This window comes from Brevibacterium sp. UBA7493 (genome assembly GCF_002479565.1).
Lineage (GTDB): Bacteria > Actinomycetota > Actinomycetes > Actinomycetales > Brevibacteriaceae > Brevibacterium > Brevibacterium luteolum.
The window spans coordinates 410792-426576 of the sequence record NZ_DLOD01000015.1; the positions used below are offsets into that span (position 1 = coordinate 410792).

Genomic DNA, 15785 nt, shown 5'->3' on the forward strand with positions numbered 1-15785 from the left:
CTCGCCGCTTTTCACCGGCATCGGCGGATATGCCAGAATAGAGGCGTGGACCGCTGGGGGTGAGGTGACAGCATGGCAGTGATGACGGGAGCTTTCTTCCTGGCTGCCGTCATCGCCCCGCTGTTCATCCGGTACCTCGGCCGCACCGGCTTCGCCGCGCTCGCACTCGTCCCCGCCGCTGGTCTCGCCCTGTCGCTGTCGCTCGCCCCGCTCATGCTCACCGGCGCCGAGGTGTGGGTTGAGTCCTATCGCTGGATTCCGGCGCTCGACATGTCGCTGGTGTTCCGGATGGACATGCTCTCGTGGATCTTCTCCCTGCTCGTCACCGGTGTCGGGGCGCTTGTCTTCCTCTACTGCGCGCGCTACTTCGATGCCGATGAGCTCAGACTCGGCCGCTTCGCCGGGATCCTCATGGCGTTCGCCGGGATGATGTACGGGCTCATCGTCGCCGATGAGATGCTGCTGCTCTTCATCTTCTGGGAGGGCACGACGATCTTCAGCTACCTGCTCATCGGCCAGTACCACTCCCGGCAGCAGACGAGGCGTGCGGCGCTGCAGGCTCTCATCGTCACCACCGCCGGCGGGCTGTCGATGCTCATCGGGGTCATCCTCCTCGGCAACATCTTCGGCAGCGGCAAGCTCTCCTCGGCCGTCCAGCGCGGCTTCGAGGCCGGCTACCACGACGGTCTCGTCATCGCCGCGATCGTCCTCATCCTCGTCGGCGCCGTCTCGAAGTCCGCGCTTGTGCCCTTCCACTTCTGGCTGCCCGGCGCCATGGCCGCTCCCACCCCCGTCAGCGCTTACCTGCACGCCGCTGCGATGGTCAAGGCCGGCATCTACCTCGTCATGCGCCTGGCGCCGGGCTTCAGCACGATGCCCGGTTGGCATCTCATGCTGCTGAGCCTCGGCATCGCGACGATGTTCATCGGCGCCTGGCAGGCCCTCAAGCAGTACGACCTCAAGCTGCTGCTGGCCTACGGCACCGTCTCGCAGCTGGGCTTCCTCACCATCGTCTCGGCCTTCGGCAGTCGCGACCTCACCACCGCAGCGCTTGCCCTGCTGCTGGCCCACAGCCTGTTCAAGGCGGCGCTGTTCCTCATCGTCGGCATCATCGACCACCGTGCCGGCACTCGCGACCTGCGCAAGCTCTCCGGCTATGCGCACTGCTCACCGCTGCTGTTAGCCCTCACCCTCATCTCGGCTGCCTCGATGGCCGGGCTGCCGCCGACGCTCGGCTTCGCCGCCAAGGAAGCCGTCTTCTCCACGCTGCTGGCCGACGGCTCCAAGGAAGGCGTCATCGCACTCATCGGCGTGACCGTTGGCTCGATCCTCACGGTCGCCTACTCCGCCCGCTTCGTCTGGGGTGCCTTCTCCGTCAAGCCCGGCGTCGAACCGGTCGACCCCGGATCCGACAGCCCGCTGCTCATCAGCTCCCCGGTGCTGCTGACCGCATTGACCCTGATCGGCGGCTTTGCCGCCTCGTCCGTTGACCGGCTCATCAGCCCCTGGACCAGCCAGCTGCCGGTGACCGGCAGCGGACAGCCCTACCATCTGGCGCTGTGGCACGGGCTGGAGCCGGCACTGCTGTTCAGCCTTCTCATCATCGGCCTGGGTCTTGTGCTGTTCGCCTTCCGCACCCGGGTCAGGTCCTTCCAGGCGGCGATGCCCGACGGACTCGACTTCCACCGCGGCTACCGCTGGACCGTCAGCTGGCTTGAGTCCTTCGCTGCCGGCGTCACCGCCCGCACTCAGCGCGGTTCGATGCCGTTCTACCAGGGCGTGATCTATCTGTTCGCGATCGTCACGATCGTCATCGCCCTCATCCTCAACGACACCTGGCCCGCCGAGGTCAGCTTCACCGACTCCTGGCTCCAGCTGCTCATCGCCAGCGCCCTGATCATCGGCGCAATCGCCGCAGCGACTGCGGACAAGCGCTTCGCCGCCGTCGTCGTCGTCGGCGTCACCGGCTATGGCATGACCGTGTTCTTCGCCCACCAGGGCGCACCCGACCTGGCACTGACCCAGGCGCTCGTCGAGACCATCACGATCGTCGTCTTCGTCCTCGTGCTGCGCCGCCTGCCGGCCCGCATCGGCCGCTCAGCCGGTCGCCTCTCACCCTCACTGCGGGCGCTCATCGGCGCCGGCTTCGGCATCACCATGATGGTGGTGGCCTTCGTTGCGTTCAGCGCCCGGGCCGACGCCTCGATCGGTGACATGTTCCCGCGCCTGGCCTACGAGATCGGCCACGGAACCAACGTCGTCAACGTCACCCTCGTCGACATCCGCGCCTGGGACACCCTCGGCGAACTCTCCGTCGTCGTCGCCGCGGCCACCGGCGTCGCAAGCTTCATCTTCGTCCGCAGCCGTGAAGGCACCCTGCAGCGCATCGACGCAAACCGGCCCAGCGTCTTCTCTCGCCTCTACCGTCCCGTCGAGGACGATCTCGCTCCGGCGTGGGCGCTGGCGGATGAGAAGGAGAGCTCCGAAGAGCGCCGCAGCGCCTGGCTGCTGGCTGGACGGACCCTGTCGCCGGCCAACCGATCGATCATGCTCGAAGTCATCGTCCGGCTCATCTTCCACGCTGTTGTCGTGTTCTCCGTCTATCTGCTCTTCGCCGGACACAATCTGCCCGGCGGCGGCTTCGCCGCAGGCCTCGTCGCCGGTCTGGCGCTGGCGCTGCGCTATCTGGCCGGTGGCCGCTACGAACTGGCAGAGGCCGCTCCGGTCGACGCCGGCAAGCTGCTGGGCCTCGGTCTGGTCTTCGCCGCCGGCACAGCGGTGGGCGGGCTCCTCTGGGGCAGCACCGTCTTCGACGCGGCATGGTTCGACGTCAAGATTCCCGTCATCGGGGAGATCCACCTCGGAACCTCGCTGCTGTTCGACATCGGCGTCTACCTCATCGTCATCGGCCTCATGCTCGACATCCTCCGCAGCCTCGGCGCCGAGGTCGACCGCCACCACGAAGTCGATGAGCGGCGGCTGGCCGAATCGCTGTCCACCGAACAGGCCCGACCGGACACCCAGCAGCTGCACACGCTGCTGGGCCGGATGGACGATGTCGACGTCGACGGCGGAGCATCGGGAGGGCGACTGTGAGTCCCTCGATCGTCATGCTGCTGGCTATGGGCGTCATGTACGCCTGCGGCATCTACCTCATGCTCGACCGGTCCCTGACCCGCGTGCTGCTCGGCTTCATGCTCATGGGCAATGCGACCAACGTGCTCATCATGCTCACCGCCGGCCCACCCGGGCGCCCGCCGCTGACCGACGGGCAGAACCTCTCCGCCGCCGGCATGTCCGACCCGCTGCCGCATGCACTCATCCTCACCGCCATCGTCATCACCTTTGCGATGAGTGCGTTCCTGCTCGCGATGATCTACCGCTCCTGGCGACTGGTGCGCAATGAGAACCTCGAAGACGACATCGAGGACATCCGCATCGCCTTGGCCCAGGGCCGTGACAGCGCCGAGGAAGCCGGCACCAGCGGCGAATACGACGACACCGAATTCGGTGACGAAGCCCAGTCGCCGATCCCCGGTGCCCTCGACCTCGATGAGGAGGATGAGCGCTCATGAGTCTGGCCATGCTCATCCCTCTGCCTGTCCTGCTGCCGCTCATCGGCGCCGGCATCACCCTCATGCTCGCCGGCCGCGCGCGCGCTCAGGCGGCCATCACCATCATCACGCTGCTGGCCGTGCTCGCCATCGACGTCGTCCTGCTCATCGGCGTCGACGCCCGCGCCACCCAGGCATTGGCCGTCGGCGGCTGGGAGCTGCCCTTCGGCATCGCGCTCGTCGTCGACCGGGTCTCAGCGCTCATGCTCGTCATCTCAGCGATCGTGACCTTCGGCGTCCTCCTCTACGCCGTCGGCGAAGAGATGGCCGACACCTCAAACGAGACGCCGGTCAGCGTCTTCTATCCCGCCTACCTCATTCTGTGCGCCGGTGTGGCAGCAGCGTTCGTCACCGGCGACCTGTTCAACCTCTACGTCGGCTTCGAGATGCTGCTGGCGGCCTCGTATGTGCTGCTGACCCTCGGCTCGACCGGTGAGCGGATCCGGGCGGGCGTGACCTACATCGTCATCTCGCTGGTGTCCTCGATCATCTTCCTCTCGGCCATCGGCCTCATCTTCGCCGCGACCGGCACCGTCAACATGGCCCAGCTGTCCGAGCGGATCGGCCGGCTGCCGGAAGACGTCCAGCTGATTCTGCACATCATCCTGCTGCTGGGCTTCGGCATCAAAGCCGCGGTCTTCCCGCTGGCGTTCTGGCTGCCGGACTCCTATCCGACGGCCCCCGCCCCGGTCACCGCCGTATTCGCCGGGCTGCTGACGAAGGTCGGCATCTACGCGATCATCCGCACCGAAACCGTCATCTTCGCAGAATCCGACCTGCGCGTACCGCTGCTGGTCATCGGCGGGCTGACGATGCTCGTCGGCATCCTCGGTGCGATCGCCCAGTCGGAGATCAAGCGGATGCTGTCCTTCACGCTCATCTCCCACATCGGCTACATGATCTTCGGCGTCGCCATGGGCACCGTCGAAGGACTGACTGCTGCGATCTTCTACACCCTGCACCACATTCTGGTGCAGACCGCGCTGTTCCTGGCCATCGGGCTCATCGAGCAGCGCGCCGGCTCCACCTCGATCCGCAAGCTCGGCGGACTCGGTGTGCTCGCTCCCTGGATCAGCCTGCTGTTCTTCATTCCCGCTCTCAACCTCGCCGGCATCCCGCCCTTCTCCGGGTTCATCGGCAAGGTCGCGCTCTTCACCGCCGGCTTCGACACACGCGATTGGCTCATCTTCGTGCTCATTGGCGCGGGCACGCTCACCAGCCTGCTGACCCTCTACGTCATCGGCAAGACCTGGAACCTCGGTTTCTGGCGCGACCCCGACGACGTTGAAGAGCCCACCGAGGAACTCGTCACCGAATTCAAGGAACGCCGCGCGGCCCTGGCCGACGGCCGCCGCTGGACCTCGTCCATCACCTCGGATCCGACAATGGTCTTTGCCACCACCCTCATCGTCGCCGTCAGCGTCTCGCTCACGCTCATCGCCGGCCCCCTGTGGGACGTCTCGTCCCGGGCAGCGGAGAACCTGCGCGGACCCAACACCTACATCACCTCTGTGCTCGATCTGCGAGGTGACCGATGAGTCCCCAGCGGATCCTCTCTGCAGAGCGCAAACCCACCTTGGGCCAGCGGCTTCGCTGGTTCTTCCGCCTGCCCAGTCGGGAGCACTGGCTGCTGCTCGCCGGTCTCATCGCCCTATGGGTGATGCTGTGGGACGATGTCAGCGTGCTGACGGTCGGCACCGGGCTTATCATCGCCTGGACAGTCAGCCGCATCTTCTATCTGCCGCCGGTGGAGTTCTCCGGTCGCATGAACGTCTGGTACGTCATCGTGTTCATCGCCTGGTTCACCTGGTCGATGGTCAAAGCCTCGATCGAAGTGGCGTGGCTGTCGGTGCGCCCGGCGAAGGTGCGCGCCGGCAGTCTCGTCGCCATCGACCTGCACACCCGCTCCGACCTGCTCATCACGCTCGTCGCGCTCGTCGCCGGACTCATCCCCGGTTCCTTCGCCACGGAGATCAACCGAGCCCGGTCGACGATCTACCTGCATGTGCTCAACTGCGCAAGCGATGAGGACGTCGAAGAGGCCAGAGCCCTGGCCTACCGCATCGAATACCATCTCGTGCGCGCCATCGGCTCCGCCCACGACATCGCGATCCTCAACGACTGGCGGCAGGAGAACGGACAGCGGCCGGTGCTCGAACACCTGTCGATCTCCCAGCGGAGGAGGAAGCGCCCATGACGATCGTCGCCGTCATCGCCGGTCTGCTCTTCGCAGCCGCTTTTTACATCACCGTCACCCGCATGATCAAGGGGCCTTCGATCCTCGACCGGATGATCTCCACCGACGTGCTGCTGGCCACCATGCTGTGCGGATTCGGCGGCTTCATCGTGGTCACCGGCCGCACAGACCTGCTGCCGGTCATGCTCGCGCTCGCCTCCCTCGGCTTCGCCGGCTCGGTCGCGGTGTCCCGCTACGTCAGCCGCTCGGAGTCCCGCACCCCGGTCATCGGTGAGTCCCGCGGCACCGCCAAGGCCCACGAGCGTGCGCTGTCGGAATCGAATGTTCCCGGCCGGCACCAGGTCGGTCCGCTGTTCGCCTCCGACGCCGAGGCGGTGGTCGAGCACTCCGCCGCCGAAGCCCTTGCAGACGGCGACGTCGGCGAGGACGTCGTGGAGCTGCACGATCCGGCAGTCGATGCTGACGAGTCGAACGGAGATGAGAATGATCGCTGACATCCTCTCCGGAGCCCTCCTCATCGGCAGCGCAGCGCTGTCGCTGGCCGCATCCATCGGGCTGCTGCGCTTCCCCGATCTCATGAGCCGTCTGCACGCAGGATCCAAGCCGCAGATCCTCGGGCTCATCCTGATGATGGTCGCCATCAGCATCCAGCAGTTCCACTGGGGCGTCATCACCACCCTGCTGCTCATCGTCACCCTGCAGATGGTCACCACTCCGGTCGGCACGCACATGGTCGGCCGCGCCGGCTACCGCACCAAGCACCTGCGCCGCTCGATGCTCTATCGCGATGAGCTCTCCGATGCCGTGGCGCTGGCTGAGGAGCGCGACGCAATCGAGCACGAACGCCGGCAAGACGGCTAAAGTTCGGGATAAGAGCAAATCTGAGCCAAGCGAAGGATCTCCATGACTGCGCAGCCCGGTGTCGACAACCGTCCCGTTGTCGTCCTCGCCGACGACGAACCCGATGTGCTCGGTGCCGTCGCCCCGTTCCTGGAACGCTCCGGCCTGCGGGTCATCACCGCACCCGACGGCAAACTCGCCCTTGACGAGATCCGCCGGCACAAACCCGACGTCTGCGTCCTCGACGTGCTCATGCCCGGCGCTGACGGCCGCGAGGTGCTGCGCATCCTGCGCCGTGAGGAGAACTGGGTGCCGGTGCTGCTGCTCACCCAGGTCGGCGAAGCCGTCGAACGCGCCATGGCACTCGAAGAGGGTGCTGACGACTACCTGAACAAGCCCTTCGACCCGCACGAACTCGTCGCCCGCATCCGCGCGGTGCTGCGCCGCACCCGCCACGACGGCCCGCCGCTGGCCACCGCCCCGGTGCTCGTGTCGACCTTCGGGCTGCGCCTGGACCGCACCTCGCGGCGCGTGTGGCTCGGCGACCGCGAACTCGTCATCACGCCCAAGGGCGTGACACTGCTCGAATACCTCATGGTCCACCGCGACGAGCTCATCGAACGCCAGCGCCTGCTCGAGGTGCTGTGGGGCTTCGACGACGCCGTCGGCACCCGTGCGGTCGACTCCCGGGTCGCCGAGCTGCGCCGCGTCCTCGGCGAGGACGCCTCGAACCCGCGCTGGATCGGTACCGTGCAGGGCCGCGGTTACCGGTTCGTCGCCGAGGTCACCGGCGCTGAGAACGCGAGGCCGTGATGAACCAGTTCCTCATCTTCGAGATCCGCATCTGGCTGCTGCTCATCCTGGTGCTGCTCCTCCTCGGCCTGCTCGCAGGCGCGTTCTTCTACCTGCGCCACCTGCTGCGCAAACGCGAAGCCGCCCTGCGGGCTGAGGAGCGGGCTCGGGCCGAACACGAAGCACTGGCCAACCGCAACCGGATGCTCATCCGCCTCGACCACGAACTGAAGAACCCGCTGACGGCACTGCGCACCTCGGCGGCGACGATCCGCGAACTCGTCACCGAACCGGTTGCCTCATCCAGTGAGATCGAACCGGTCGCCCGGCAGATCGACACCTCCTCCCGCCGTGTGGCCCGCCTGCTGGCCGATCTGCGCAAGCTCGCCGACATCGAATCCCGCGAGATCCACTACCAGCGGGTGAATATGGATCAGCTCATCCACCAGGCCGTCGAAGACGCCCGCACCGCACCCGGTGCCGAGGACCGGATGATCATCGCCACCGTCGCCCGCGCCCCCTGGCGGCTGCCCGATGTGGCTGGTGAAGAGGACCTGCTGATGTCAGCGATCATGAACCTGCTCGGCAACGCCATCAAATACTCCACCGACACCGACGTCATCGAGCTGCGCGCCAATGAGCAGGTCATCAACCAGCACCGCTGGATCGTCATCGAAGTCGCCGACACCGGCATGGGCATCCCCGCAGCCGAACAGGCCACCGTCTGGGATGAGCTCAGCCGCGGCCAACAGGTCCGCGCCGTCGCCGGCTCCGGCATGGGGCTCTCGCTCGTGCGCTCGATCATCAGCCGCCACGGCGGTTCGGTCTCCCTGCTGAGCCAAGAGGGCCAGGGCACCTCGGTCCGCCTCGTGCTGCCGGTGCTCGGCGAAGCACAGCAGCCGGTGGCCCCGCAGGACTACGACGGTGCGGCAGCCGTGGCCGGCTCCCGGCCGGTCGAACCGGTCAACGCCAACAAGGCCGGCCGCGCCGACCAGTCCTTCCGCCCGCCCCGCGCCCCATCCGAGGCCGAACTCGGCCGGATGCTCGGCACCCCGCGCCGCGGATCGAAGCGCCGCCTGCAGAAGGTCGACGGCCAATGGCACGACACCGCCACCGGTGAGACGCTGGGCAACAACGGCCAGCAGCAGCCGATGCCCGGCAGCCAGCCAGGTCCCTACGGCCCGCCGCCACAGCAGGGGATGCCGCCCCAGCAGCCCGGCGGACAGCGCTCGCCGTTCGCCCCGCCGCGGCCTGCGCAGCAGCCCGTCGGATCCCAGCCGGTCGGATCCCCGCCACCGCAGGCCCACGCCCCGCAGCAGCCGCAGACCGGGCAGCAGCCGCAGACCGGTCCCGGCCCGCAGCAGCGTGGCTCGGGCCCGCAGCCGTTCGGTTCAGGCCCGCAGCCGTTCGGTTCAGGCCTCCAGCCCCAGCCGCACACCGGCCCGGGTCAGCAGCCGCAGTCCGGGCAGCAGCCCCAGCAACCGCAGACAGGCCCCGGCCCGCAGCAGCACGGCTCCGGCTCACCGCAGCCGCCCGCCCACTGACACCCGCTCGCCCCACGACACTGGAGACGCCGTGAGAACACACCGCACACCTCGGGCCCGGCACCGCCGCCCCCTGCGTGCGCTCGCCGCAGCGAGCGCAGTGGCGGTGCTGCTCTCCGGCTGCGGGCTGGTGGGCATCCGCACCTCCGATGAGCCCGGCGCGCCGCTGGGCATCGCCGTCGCCCCGACCCAGGGACCCGCACCCGAACCGACCGAGACCGGCCCGCAGATCCCCGAGGGCTGGAAGATGCACCGGGCGGATTTCGCCGGCGAGTGCGCCTCCCGGCTCGAGGTCGCGCTGCCGCCGAATGCCAAACCGGCGCCGGGCTCTGAGCGCGGCAGGTACATCTTCTACACCTTCGGGTCCCCCGATGAGCAGATGACGATGCACATCACCTGCGAGGAGAGCTTCCGGCAGTCGCCGCAGGAGGAGCTGCAGTTCAAGAAGGAATACGAGTTCGACTACGGCGACACCAACGGCAAGAAGCTCGCCGACCGCGACATCCGGGTCAAGAACGGCGCCGGCTGGGCGTACAAGTCCGAACTCGGTGCCTCAGCGATCCAGTTCATCGGCACCGACGCGGAATCAGGGTACGGGTTCACCGTCCACGCCTCGCATCAGGCTGAGGGCCGGATGGAGACCGTCAGCGTCAACACCGCAGCAGGTGACGGGAATCCGGCCTCTGTTGAGACGGCTGAGAAGATCGTCCAGCACGTCTTCCTCGAACATGAACAGCTCATCATCCCCGACTGGCAGTAACCGCCTCCGAGGATGTGGGTCTGAACTTCGGCCTGAGCCTCAGTCCCGTTCGCGGATCGCCGTCAGCCCTGCCGCCAGCGCGGCCTGGTAGGTGAAGATGTCGCCGGCGAGCGAGATGACCGAATAACCGCGTTCCAATGCTGCGGCGCTCAGCTGCTCGGAGGTGGAGAAGATCCCAGCGGCCGTGCCGGTCGCCTTCGCTGCCGCGGCGACCGTGTCGAGGGCGGCGAGGAACTCCGGGTTGGTGAAGTCCCCGGGCCTGCCGAGGTTCGTCGACAAGTCCAGTGGGCCGACGAAGAGCACATCGACACCCTCGACCGCGCCGATCTCCTCGGCAGCTTCGACCGCAGCCGGGGTCTCGATCTGCGGCAGGAACATCACCGACTCATTCGCCGCCGCCTGCTTGTCCGCCGGAGCGCCGGGGGAGTAGAGGTCGTGGGCGATGCCGAAGGCGCTGCCGCGCCGGCCGGCCGGCGGGAAGTGCATCCACGCGGCGATCTCCGCGGCCTGCTCAGCCGTGTCGACATAGGGCATCATGATCCCCTCGGCCCCGGCATCGAGCGCGGTGGAGACGAGATGCTGGCTGTGCCCGGCGACCCGGACGAAGGAGGCGATGTCTTCGCGGCGGGACACGGCGAGGGCCGGGCGGATCGCATCGAGTGACCAGCCGGTGTGCTCGAGATCGTAGAGCACCCAGTCCGCTCCGGCCCGAGCGCAGATCGCCCCGATGCCCGGGGTGGCGAATTCGAGGATGAAGGTTCCCAGCGCTGTCTTGCCCGAGGCGAGGCGCTCACGCACATGTGCGGTCGTCATGACCTCAGCGTATCCGCCGCGATCAGGGGAGCATATGCGTGTGCCACGATGTGAATTCTGAGCATTTCCCCCCACCGCACTCCCGGCCAACGCTGGTAGCGTTTCGCCCATGACTCTTTCCGACACTCCCGCATCCCCGGGCATCAGCATCGACGCGCTGCTCGACGCCCACCGCCTCAACGGCCTGGCCGCCAACCCCACCGGCGGTGCCGTCGCCCTCGTGCAGACGGTCCAGCAGGCTCCCGCCGCCGAGGCGGAGGAGACCGGCGAGACCGCAGGCCGCGACGACGCGGCTGGCGATCCGGCCGCCGGTGACTACCTCACCGCCCTCTACTCCGTCGATGAGGCGCCTGTGCGGCTGACATCGCCGCTCGCCTCGGTCGGAGCCGCCAGCGTCGACGATGACGGCAATGTGTGGTTCATCGCCAAGCGCGCCAACACCGCCGACGACGCAGCCGAAGACGCCAGCCTGTGGAAGCTGCCTGCCCGCGGCGAGGCCATCCAGATGGCCACCCGCCCCGGCGGCTTCTCCTCCGTGGCCGTGCGCGGTGCAACCGTGCTGGCTACCGGCCCGATCGTCCCCGGCGCTGAGGATGAGAAGACCCACGCCGAGCTGTACGGCAAGCGCAAGGCCCACAAGATCACCGGCATCCTGCACGACTCCTTCCCCATCCGCCGCTGGGAAACCGACCTCGGACCCGACCGCGACGGCCTGCTCATCGCCGACCTCGGCGACATCGCCGATGACGGGACGCTTTCCTTCCGGCACGGACCGGTGCCCGCTGGCCGGATCACCGGGGTCGAACTGGCCGCCGACGGCAGGCTTGCCATTCTCGACGTGCGGCATCTGGAGGCCAAGACGACCGATGCCACCGACATCTGGCTCGTCGACATCGCCTCCGGTGAGACCAGCGTGCTGCTGCGCTCAGCACACCCGACCGACTACACCGCAGAAGCGCTCAGCCCCGATAACCGGTTCGTCGTGGTGAGCGAAGAGTCCGCGTGGACCCCGGAGTCGAACCTGCAGATGCGGCCGCTGCTCGTCGAACTCGCCACCGGCACCACCCGCCGGCTGTGGCCTGAGGGCGACCAGTGGTACTCCATCACCTGGCTCGATGACACCACACTGCTGGCGACCTCGGACTACCGCGGCCGCGGAGCCGTGTGGATCGGCGGACTCGATGACGCCGAACCTCGCCTGCTGGCAGGCGGGGACGATCAGCCGTACCACTACAGCAATCTCGTCACCACGCCCGAGGGGGTGCTCGCGATCCGCTCCTCGGTCGCCGAAGCCCCGCATCTCGTGTCTATCGACACCGCGACCGGCGACGTCGCGGTGCGCACCAACCCTGCCGATGACCTGAAACCTGCCGGCCGGCTCGAAGAGGTCACCACGACCGCCGCCGACGGCACCGAGATCCGCGCCTGGCTCGCCCTGCCAGCCACCGCCTCGGGAACGGCAACCACTGCCTCGGGAACGGGGGCCAGCGCACCCTACCCGCTGGCCGTGTTCGTCCACGGCGGGCCGTGGGGGTCCTGGAACTCCTGGACCTACCGCTGGAACCCGTGGCCCTTCGTCGCAGCCGGCTATGCGGTGCTCATGCCGGACCCGGCGATCTCGACCGGATACGGGCAGGCCTTCATCGACCGCGGCCAGCAGGAGCTCGGCGGCGCCCCCTTCGACGACGTCATGGCACTGACCGACGCGACGATCGCCCGCGACGACATCGACGAGACCCGGCAGGCGCTCGCCGGCGGCTCCTACGGCGGGTATCTCGCCAACTGGGTCGCCGGTCACACCGCAGACCGGTTCCGCTGCATCGTCACCCACGCCTCCCTGTGGGACGTCACCACGATGGGTGCGACGACCGACAACGGCTCATGGGCGCTGGCGATGGCCGAGCAGGCGCAGACGTACTCGCCGCACCTGTATGTGCGCGACATCGAGGTGCCGGTGCTCGTCATCCACGGCGACAAGGACTACCGGGTGCCGATCGGGCAGGGCCAGCAGCTGTGGTTCGACCTGCTGACCTTCTCCAAGACCCCGCTCGATGCGCACGGAAACACCCAGCACCGGTTCCTGTACTACCCGAATGAGAACCACTGGATCCTCGGACGCGGCAACGCCCGCCAGTGGTACCGGGAGTTCATCGCCTTCCTCAACCAGCACGTGACCGGCGCATGCGCGCGGATTCGCAGACTGCCATGACGACCAGCCCCGCTCCCGAACCCCAGCGCACGACCCACCGCCGGCGCGCATACGCCGGCGCGTGGGCGGTGCACCTGTTCACCCTCTCCGGGTTCCTGTGGGCGCTGCTGGCGATGCTCGCCCTGCTCGACGGGCATATCGGCTGGATGTGGCTGTGGCTGGGCATCGCCGCGCTCATCGACGGTGTCGACGGGTTCCTCGCTCGCAAAGCCCGCGTCAAGGAGATCGCCCCGTGGTTCGACGGTACCGTCGTCGACATCGTCGTCGACTACCTGACGTGGACGTTCATCCCGGTGCTGTTCATGCTCATGCACCTGCCGCTGGGTCCCAAGCCGGTGGCGATCGGGCTGGCGGTGCTCATCCTCGTGTCCTCGATGTTCTGCTACGCCAATGAGAACTGGAAGTCGACCGACTACTACTTCATCGGCTTCCCGGCAGCCTGGAACGTCATCGCGGTGATGCTCTATGTGCTGGCCCTGCCGGCATCGCTCACCATCGCCGCGGTGCTCGTGTTCGTCGTGCTCACCCTCGTGCCGACGCATTACACGCACCCGTTCCGGGTCGAACGGTTCATGGCGCTCAACATCATCTCGGTGCTCGTGTGGATGGGGGCGACCGCCTGGATGGTCGCGATCTACCCTGCGCGCCCGGTGTGGCTGCTCGCAGCGTTCTGGCTCTCCGGCGGCTGGTTCGCCGCGACCTGCATCCTGCGCGATATCCGCGGCCGCAGCGCCCGCAGCACCGCCGAGGCCGTCGAGTAGCTAGAACCGTTCGGAGAGGCCCTTCCGCGTCGGCGCGCGGCCGCCGAGTCGCCATTTGACGATCCGGTTACGCTGCCAGCGGGAGGCCTCGAGCAGGCAGGTGAAGACGATGAGGCCTGCGACGATGAGGATGACGTAGAGCGGGTACTGATCGCCCTTGAGCCAGAAGTACACGTACGGGGCGGTGAAGGTGATGATGGCGACGATCGTGCCGAGCAGCCGGGTGATCCGCTGCCGCCCGGCGACCATCGCGATGACACCCCACGTGTACGGGATCGCGGTGACGAGGTCGATCGTCCACAGCACCCACAGCTGACCCTTGAACTGGGAGACGAACGACACCGGCAGCGCCCGCAGCGCTGAGTACACCAGCACCACGAAATAGGCGATGACCTTCGGGCTGCGGAAGAACCGGCGCGGCCAGGACCGTTCGATGATCGGGGCGGCGGTGCGGCGCAGCGCGGCCAGGCTGCGGCGGGTCAGGGTCAGCGCATCGGTGCCGGTGCCGGCAGCCCGGACGAACGCCTGCTGGGCAGGTGAGCCGTCCGCCCATGTGCGCACCCAGTTCTCGGGATTGAGCGCCACCGGCACGCACCCGTTGTCACCGGCCCCAGCGACATGGAGCACGTTCGCCCCGAAGGCCTCCTGCAGCCGGGCGACCTGCCCGGCGTCGATCGAAGCCAGCCACAGCAGCTGGCGGCGCTGCAGTGCCTGCCGCAGGGCAGCGGCCAGCGTGGTGGCCAGCGGGTCGTCAGCGGCGATCGCCTCGGCGGTCAGCGTGCTGGCGGAGATCTCGGACAGCTGCGGGACCTCGATCGCGTTGGCTGGGGTGAGGTCGCCGAGGCGGTCGGCACCGGAGATCTCGATGAGGGTGGCGGCGTCCATCTCGAAGCGCCGGCACAGCGGCAGGTCGGCTGCGCTGTAGGAGGCGATGAGCTGAAACCAGGGGGATCGGGTCACGTGTGGAATTCTCGCATGCGGCCGGTGGCGGGCCTTTCGGCAATTCTGCGGCCAGGGCTTCTCAGAGCCACCCGGCCCGCTTGAACAGCCAGAACAGGAACCCGGAGCCGGCGACCATGAGCCCGAGCGCGAACGGATAGCCGAAGATCCAGTGCAGTTCGGGCATCGTGTCGAAGTTCATGCCGTAGGTGCCGGCGACCAGTGACGGGAAGAAGAGGATGCCGGCCCAGCCGGAGATCTTCTTCATCTGCTCGTTCTGCTGGATCGACAGTTCGTTCATTCGCCGCATGTCCTCGTTCTGCGCCTCGGAGATGAGCGTGGAGTTGAAGGTGAACAGCTCGCGCAGGACGCTGCGCAGCCGTTCGACGCGCTCGTTGACGCTGTGGATGTGGTCGGCGACGTCGCGCAGGCCGCGCTGCAGTTCGGCCGGCACGGTGTGCACGACAAGCGAGTTGAATAGCGTGTCGATGACCCCTTCGAGCGGTTTGACCGCCCGGTCGAGCTCGATGAGCTCGCGGGAGAGGTGGTAGATGTCCTGCGACTGCGCCGGGGTGCCGGTGAAGATCCGCTCTTCGAGGTCATCGGTCTGGTCTTCGAGGATCGCCACGACCGGCAGGTAGTTGTCGACGATGCGGTCCATGACGCGGTAGAGCGCCGAGAACTGCGGGAACCCGGAGAACCGGGTGTCGGATTCGAAGACCTCGCGGACGTTCTGCGTATCGAGCAGCGTGCCGTGCCGGATGACGATGATGAACCGGGCGCCGAGGAAGATGTGGATCTCACCGACCTTGATGTCGACCGACTGGGCCTCCGCCGGCTCGCTGGCACCGGCACCGCCTGTATCCCTGGCACCCCCGGCTGCGGCACCGGTCTGCGCATCGGTCAGCCCGGCCGGGGCCTGCGGCCGGTTGCGGCGGATGACCGCCGGGCGCAGCACGACGAATTCGGTGGAGCCGTAGCGTTCGTACTTCGGCCGCTGATGGGCTTCGATCGCGTCCTCGATGGCCAGCGGGTGCAGGGAGAACGCCTCGGCCAGCTCGGTGAGGTCCTCATGGGTCGGCCGGTACATGTCGATCCACAGGAACGGCCGCTCCTCATCGGATTCCTCGGCCGCGGCCAATGCCCGGGCGGCCTCGCGGATCGAGGTCATCGAGGCGACCTCGACGTGATCGGAGTAGAGGACGAAATTGTCGTCGCGCCGGTGTCCTAGATGTTCGGAGGCGAACCGGTAGGTGTAGCGCAGATCGGCCATCGTCCCTCCTTGGTGTGCGTGCGCGGTGACTATGCTTGAAGCC

14 protein-coding genes are annotated in these 15785 nt (G+C 67.7%); 11 read left to right on the forward strand and 3 right to left on the reverse strand.

Annotated features, from left to right (window positions below; genetic code table 11):
- The first annotated feature begins 72 nt into the window (after positions 1 to 72).
- Genes B4E96_RS10745 through B4E96_RS10785 form a run of 9 tightly spaced genes read left to right on the forward strand, consistent with a single transcriptional unit; the run spans position 73 to position 9747 of the window.
- Positions 73 to 3096, forward strand: a complete 3024-nt coding sequence (locus B4E96_RS10745) for a Na+/H+ antiporter subunit A (protein ID WP_286957519.1) — start codon at positions 73 to 75, stop codon at positions 3094 to 3096.
- Positions 3093 to 3575, forward strand: a complete 483-nt coding sequence (locus B4E96_RS10750) for a Na(+)/H(+) antiporter subunit C (protein WP_170273760.1) — start codon at positions 3093 to 3095, stop codon at positions 3573 to 3575. Before B4E96_RS10745 ends, B4E96_RS10750 begins: the two co-directional genes overlap by 4 nt.
- Positions 3572 to 5152 (forward strand): Na+/H+ antiporter subunit D, encoded by a 1581-nt coding sequence (locus B4E96_RS10755; RefSeq protein ID WP_286957520.1) that lies wholly within the window; start codon positions 3572 to 3574, stop codon positions 5150 to 5152. Before B4E96_RS10750 ends, B4E96_RS10755 begins: the two co-directional genes overlap by 4 nt.
- Positions 5149 to 5811, forward strand: coding sequence for a Na+/H+ antiporter subunit E (locus B4E96_RS10760; RefSeq protein ID WP_170273759.1), 663 nt, complete (start codon positions 5149 to 5151; stop codon positions 5809 to 5811). Before B4E96_RS10755 ends, B4E96_RS10760 begins: the two co-directional genes overlap by 4 nt.
- A complete protein-coding gene (locus tag B4E96_RS10765) occupies positions 5808 to 6305 on the forward strand; it encodes a monovalent cation/H+ antiporter complex subunit F (RefSeq protein ID WP_170273758.1) in 498 nt (165 codons plus the stop codon). Before B4E96_RS10760 ends, B4E96_RS10765 begins: the two co-directional genes overlap by 4 nt.
- Positions 6295 to 6672: a monovalent cation/H(+) antiporter subunit G gene (gene mnhG, locus B4E96_RS10770; RefSeq protein WP_170273757.1), complete on the forward strand. Its 378-nt coding sequence runs from the start codon at positions 6295 to 6297 to the stop codon at positions 6670 to 6672. Before B4E96_RS10765 ends, mnhG begins: the two co-directional genes overlap by 11 nt.
- Before the next feature lie 42 nt (positions 6673 to 6714).
- Positions 6715 to 7464, forward strand: a complete 750-nt coding sequence (locus B4E96_RS10775) for a response regulator transcription factor (protein WP_286957522.1) — start codon at positions 6715 to 6717, stop codon at positions 7462 to 7464.
- Entirely contained in the window at positions 7464 to 8987 is a 1524-nt protein-coding gene (locus B4E96_RS10780) for a sensor histidine kinase (protein ID WP_286957523.1), read from the forward strand. The genes B4E96_RS10775 and B4E96_RS10780 overlap by 1 nt, the downstream gene beginning before the upstream one ends.
- A 31-nt stretch (positions 8988 to 9018) precedes the next feature.
- A complete protein-coding gene (locus B4E96_RS10785; RefSeq protein ID WP_286957524.1) occupies positions 9019 to 9747 on the forward strand; it encodes a hypothetical protein in 729 nt (242 codons plus the stop codon).
- A 39-nt stretch (positions 9748 to 9786) separates the two neighbouring features.
- On the opposite strand, the gene B4E96_RS10790 is transcribed toward B4E96_RS10785, so the two are convergent.
- Positions 9787 to 10560 (reverse strand): HpcH/HpaI aldolase family protein, encoded by a 774-nt coding sequence (locus B4E96_RS10790; RefSeq protein ID WP_259795135.1) that lies wholly within the window; start codon positions 10558 to 10560, stop codon positions 9787 to 9789.
- 109 nt (positions 10561 to 10669) lie between these two features.
- Between B4E96_RS10790 and B4E96_RS10795 the strand changes: the two genes are divergently transcribed.
- Both B4E96_RS10795 and B4E96_RS10800 read left to right on the forward strand, forming a co-directional pair.
- Positions 10670 to 12769, forward strand: a complete 2100-nt coding sequence (locus tag B4E96_RS10795) for a S9 family peptidase (protein ID WP_286957525.1) — start codon at positions 10670 to 10672, stop codon at positions 12767 to 12769.
- On the forward strand, positions 12766 to 13530 hold the full coding sequence (locus tag B4E96_RS10800; protein WP_170273753.1) for a CDP-alcohol phosphatidyltransferase family protein: 765 nt from the start codon (positions 12766 to 12768) through the stop codon (positions 13528 to 13530). Before B4E96_RS10795 ends, B4E96_RS10800 begins: the two co-directional genes overlap by 4 nt.
- Here the strand turns inward: B4E96_RS10800 and B4E96_RS10805 are convergent, their stop codons facing one another.
- Positions 13531 to 14490, reverse strand: a complete 960-nt coding sequence (locus B4E96_RS10805) for a hypothetical protein (protein ID WP_170273752.1) — start codon at positions 14488 to 14490, stop codon at positions 13531 to 13533. It lies immediately after the preceding gene.
- A gap of 61 nt (positions 14491 to 14551) precedes the next feature.
- Entirely contained in the window at positions 14552 to 15742 is a 1191-nt protein-coding gene (locus B4E96_RS10810; RefSeq protein ID WP_286957527.1) for a magnesium and cobalt transport protein CorA, read from the reverse strand.
- Positions 15743 to 15785 lie beyond the last annotated feature (43 nt).

Excerpts from the sequence above, each read along its gene's own strand:
- B4E96_RS10745 (WP_286957519.1), top strand. The coding sequence starts at position 73 with ATGGCAGTGATGACGGGAGCTTTCTTCCTGGCTGCCGTCATCGCCCCG.
- B4E96_RS10755 (WP_286957520.1), top strand. The coding sequence starts at position 3,572 with ATGAGTCTGGCCATGCTCATCCCTCTGCCTGTCCTGCTGCCGCTCATC.
- B4E96_RS10760 (WP_170273759.1), top strand. The coding sequence starts at position 5,149 with ATGAGTCCCCAGCGGATCCTCTCTGCAGAGCGCAAACCCACCTTGGGC.
- B4E96_RS10765 (WP_170273758.1), top strand. The coding sequence starts at position 5,808 with ATGACGATCGTCGCCGTCATCGCCGGTCTGCTCTTCGCAGCCGCTTTT.
- mnhG (WP_170273757.1), top strand. The coding sequence starts at position 6,295 with ATGATCGCTGACATCCTCTCCGGAGCCCTCCTCATCGGCAGCGCAGCG.
- B4E96_RS10775 (WP_286957522.1), top strand. The coding sequence starts at position 6,715 with ATGACTGCGCAGCCCGGTGTCGACAACCGTCCCGTTGTCGTCCTCGCC.
- B4E96_RS10780 (WP_286957523.1), top strand. The coding sequence starts at position 7,464 with ATGAACCAGTTCCTCATCTTCGAGATCCGCATCTGGCTGCTGCTCATC.
- B4E96_RS10790 (WP_259795135.1), bottom strand. The coding sequence starts at position 10,560 with ATGACGACCGCACATGTGCGTGAGCGCCTCGCCTCGGGCAAGACAGCG.
- B4E96_RS10795 (WP_286957525.1), top strand. The coding sequence starts at position 10,670 with ATGACTCTTTCCGACACTCCCGCATCCCCGGGCATCAGCATCGACGCG.
- B4E96_RS10800 (WP_170273753.1), top strand. The coding sequence starts at position 12,766 with ATGACGACCAGCCCCGCTCCCGAACCCCAGCGCACGACCCACCGCCGG.
- B4E96_RS10810 (WP_286957527.1), bottom strand. The coding sequence starts at position 15,742 with ATGGCCGATCTGCGCTACACCTACCGGTTCGCCTCCGAACATCTAGGA.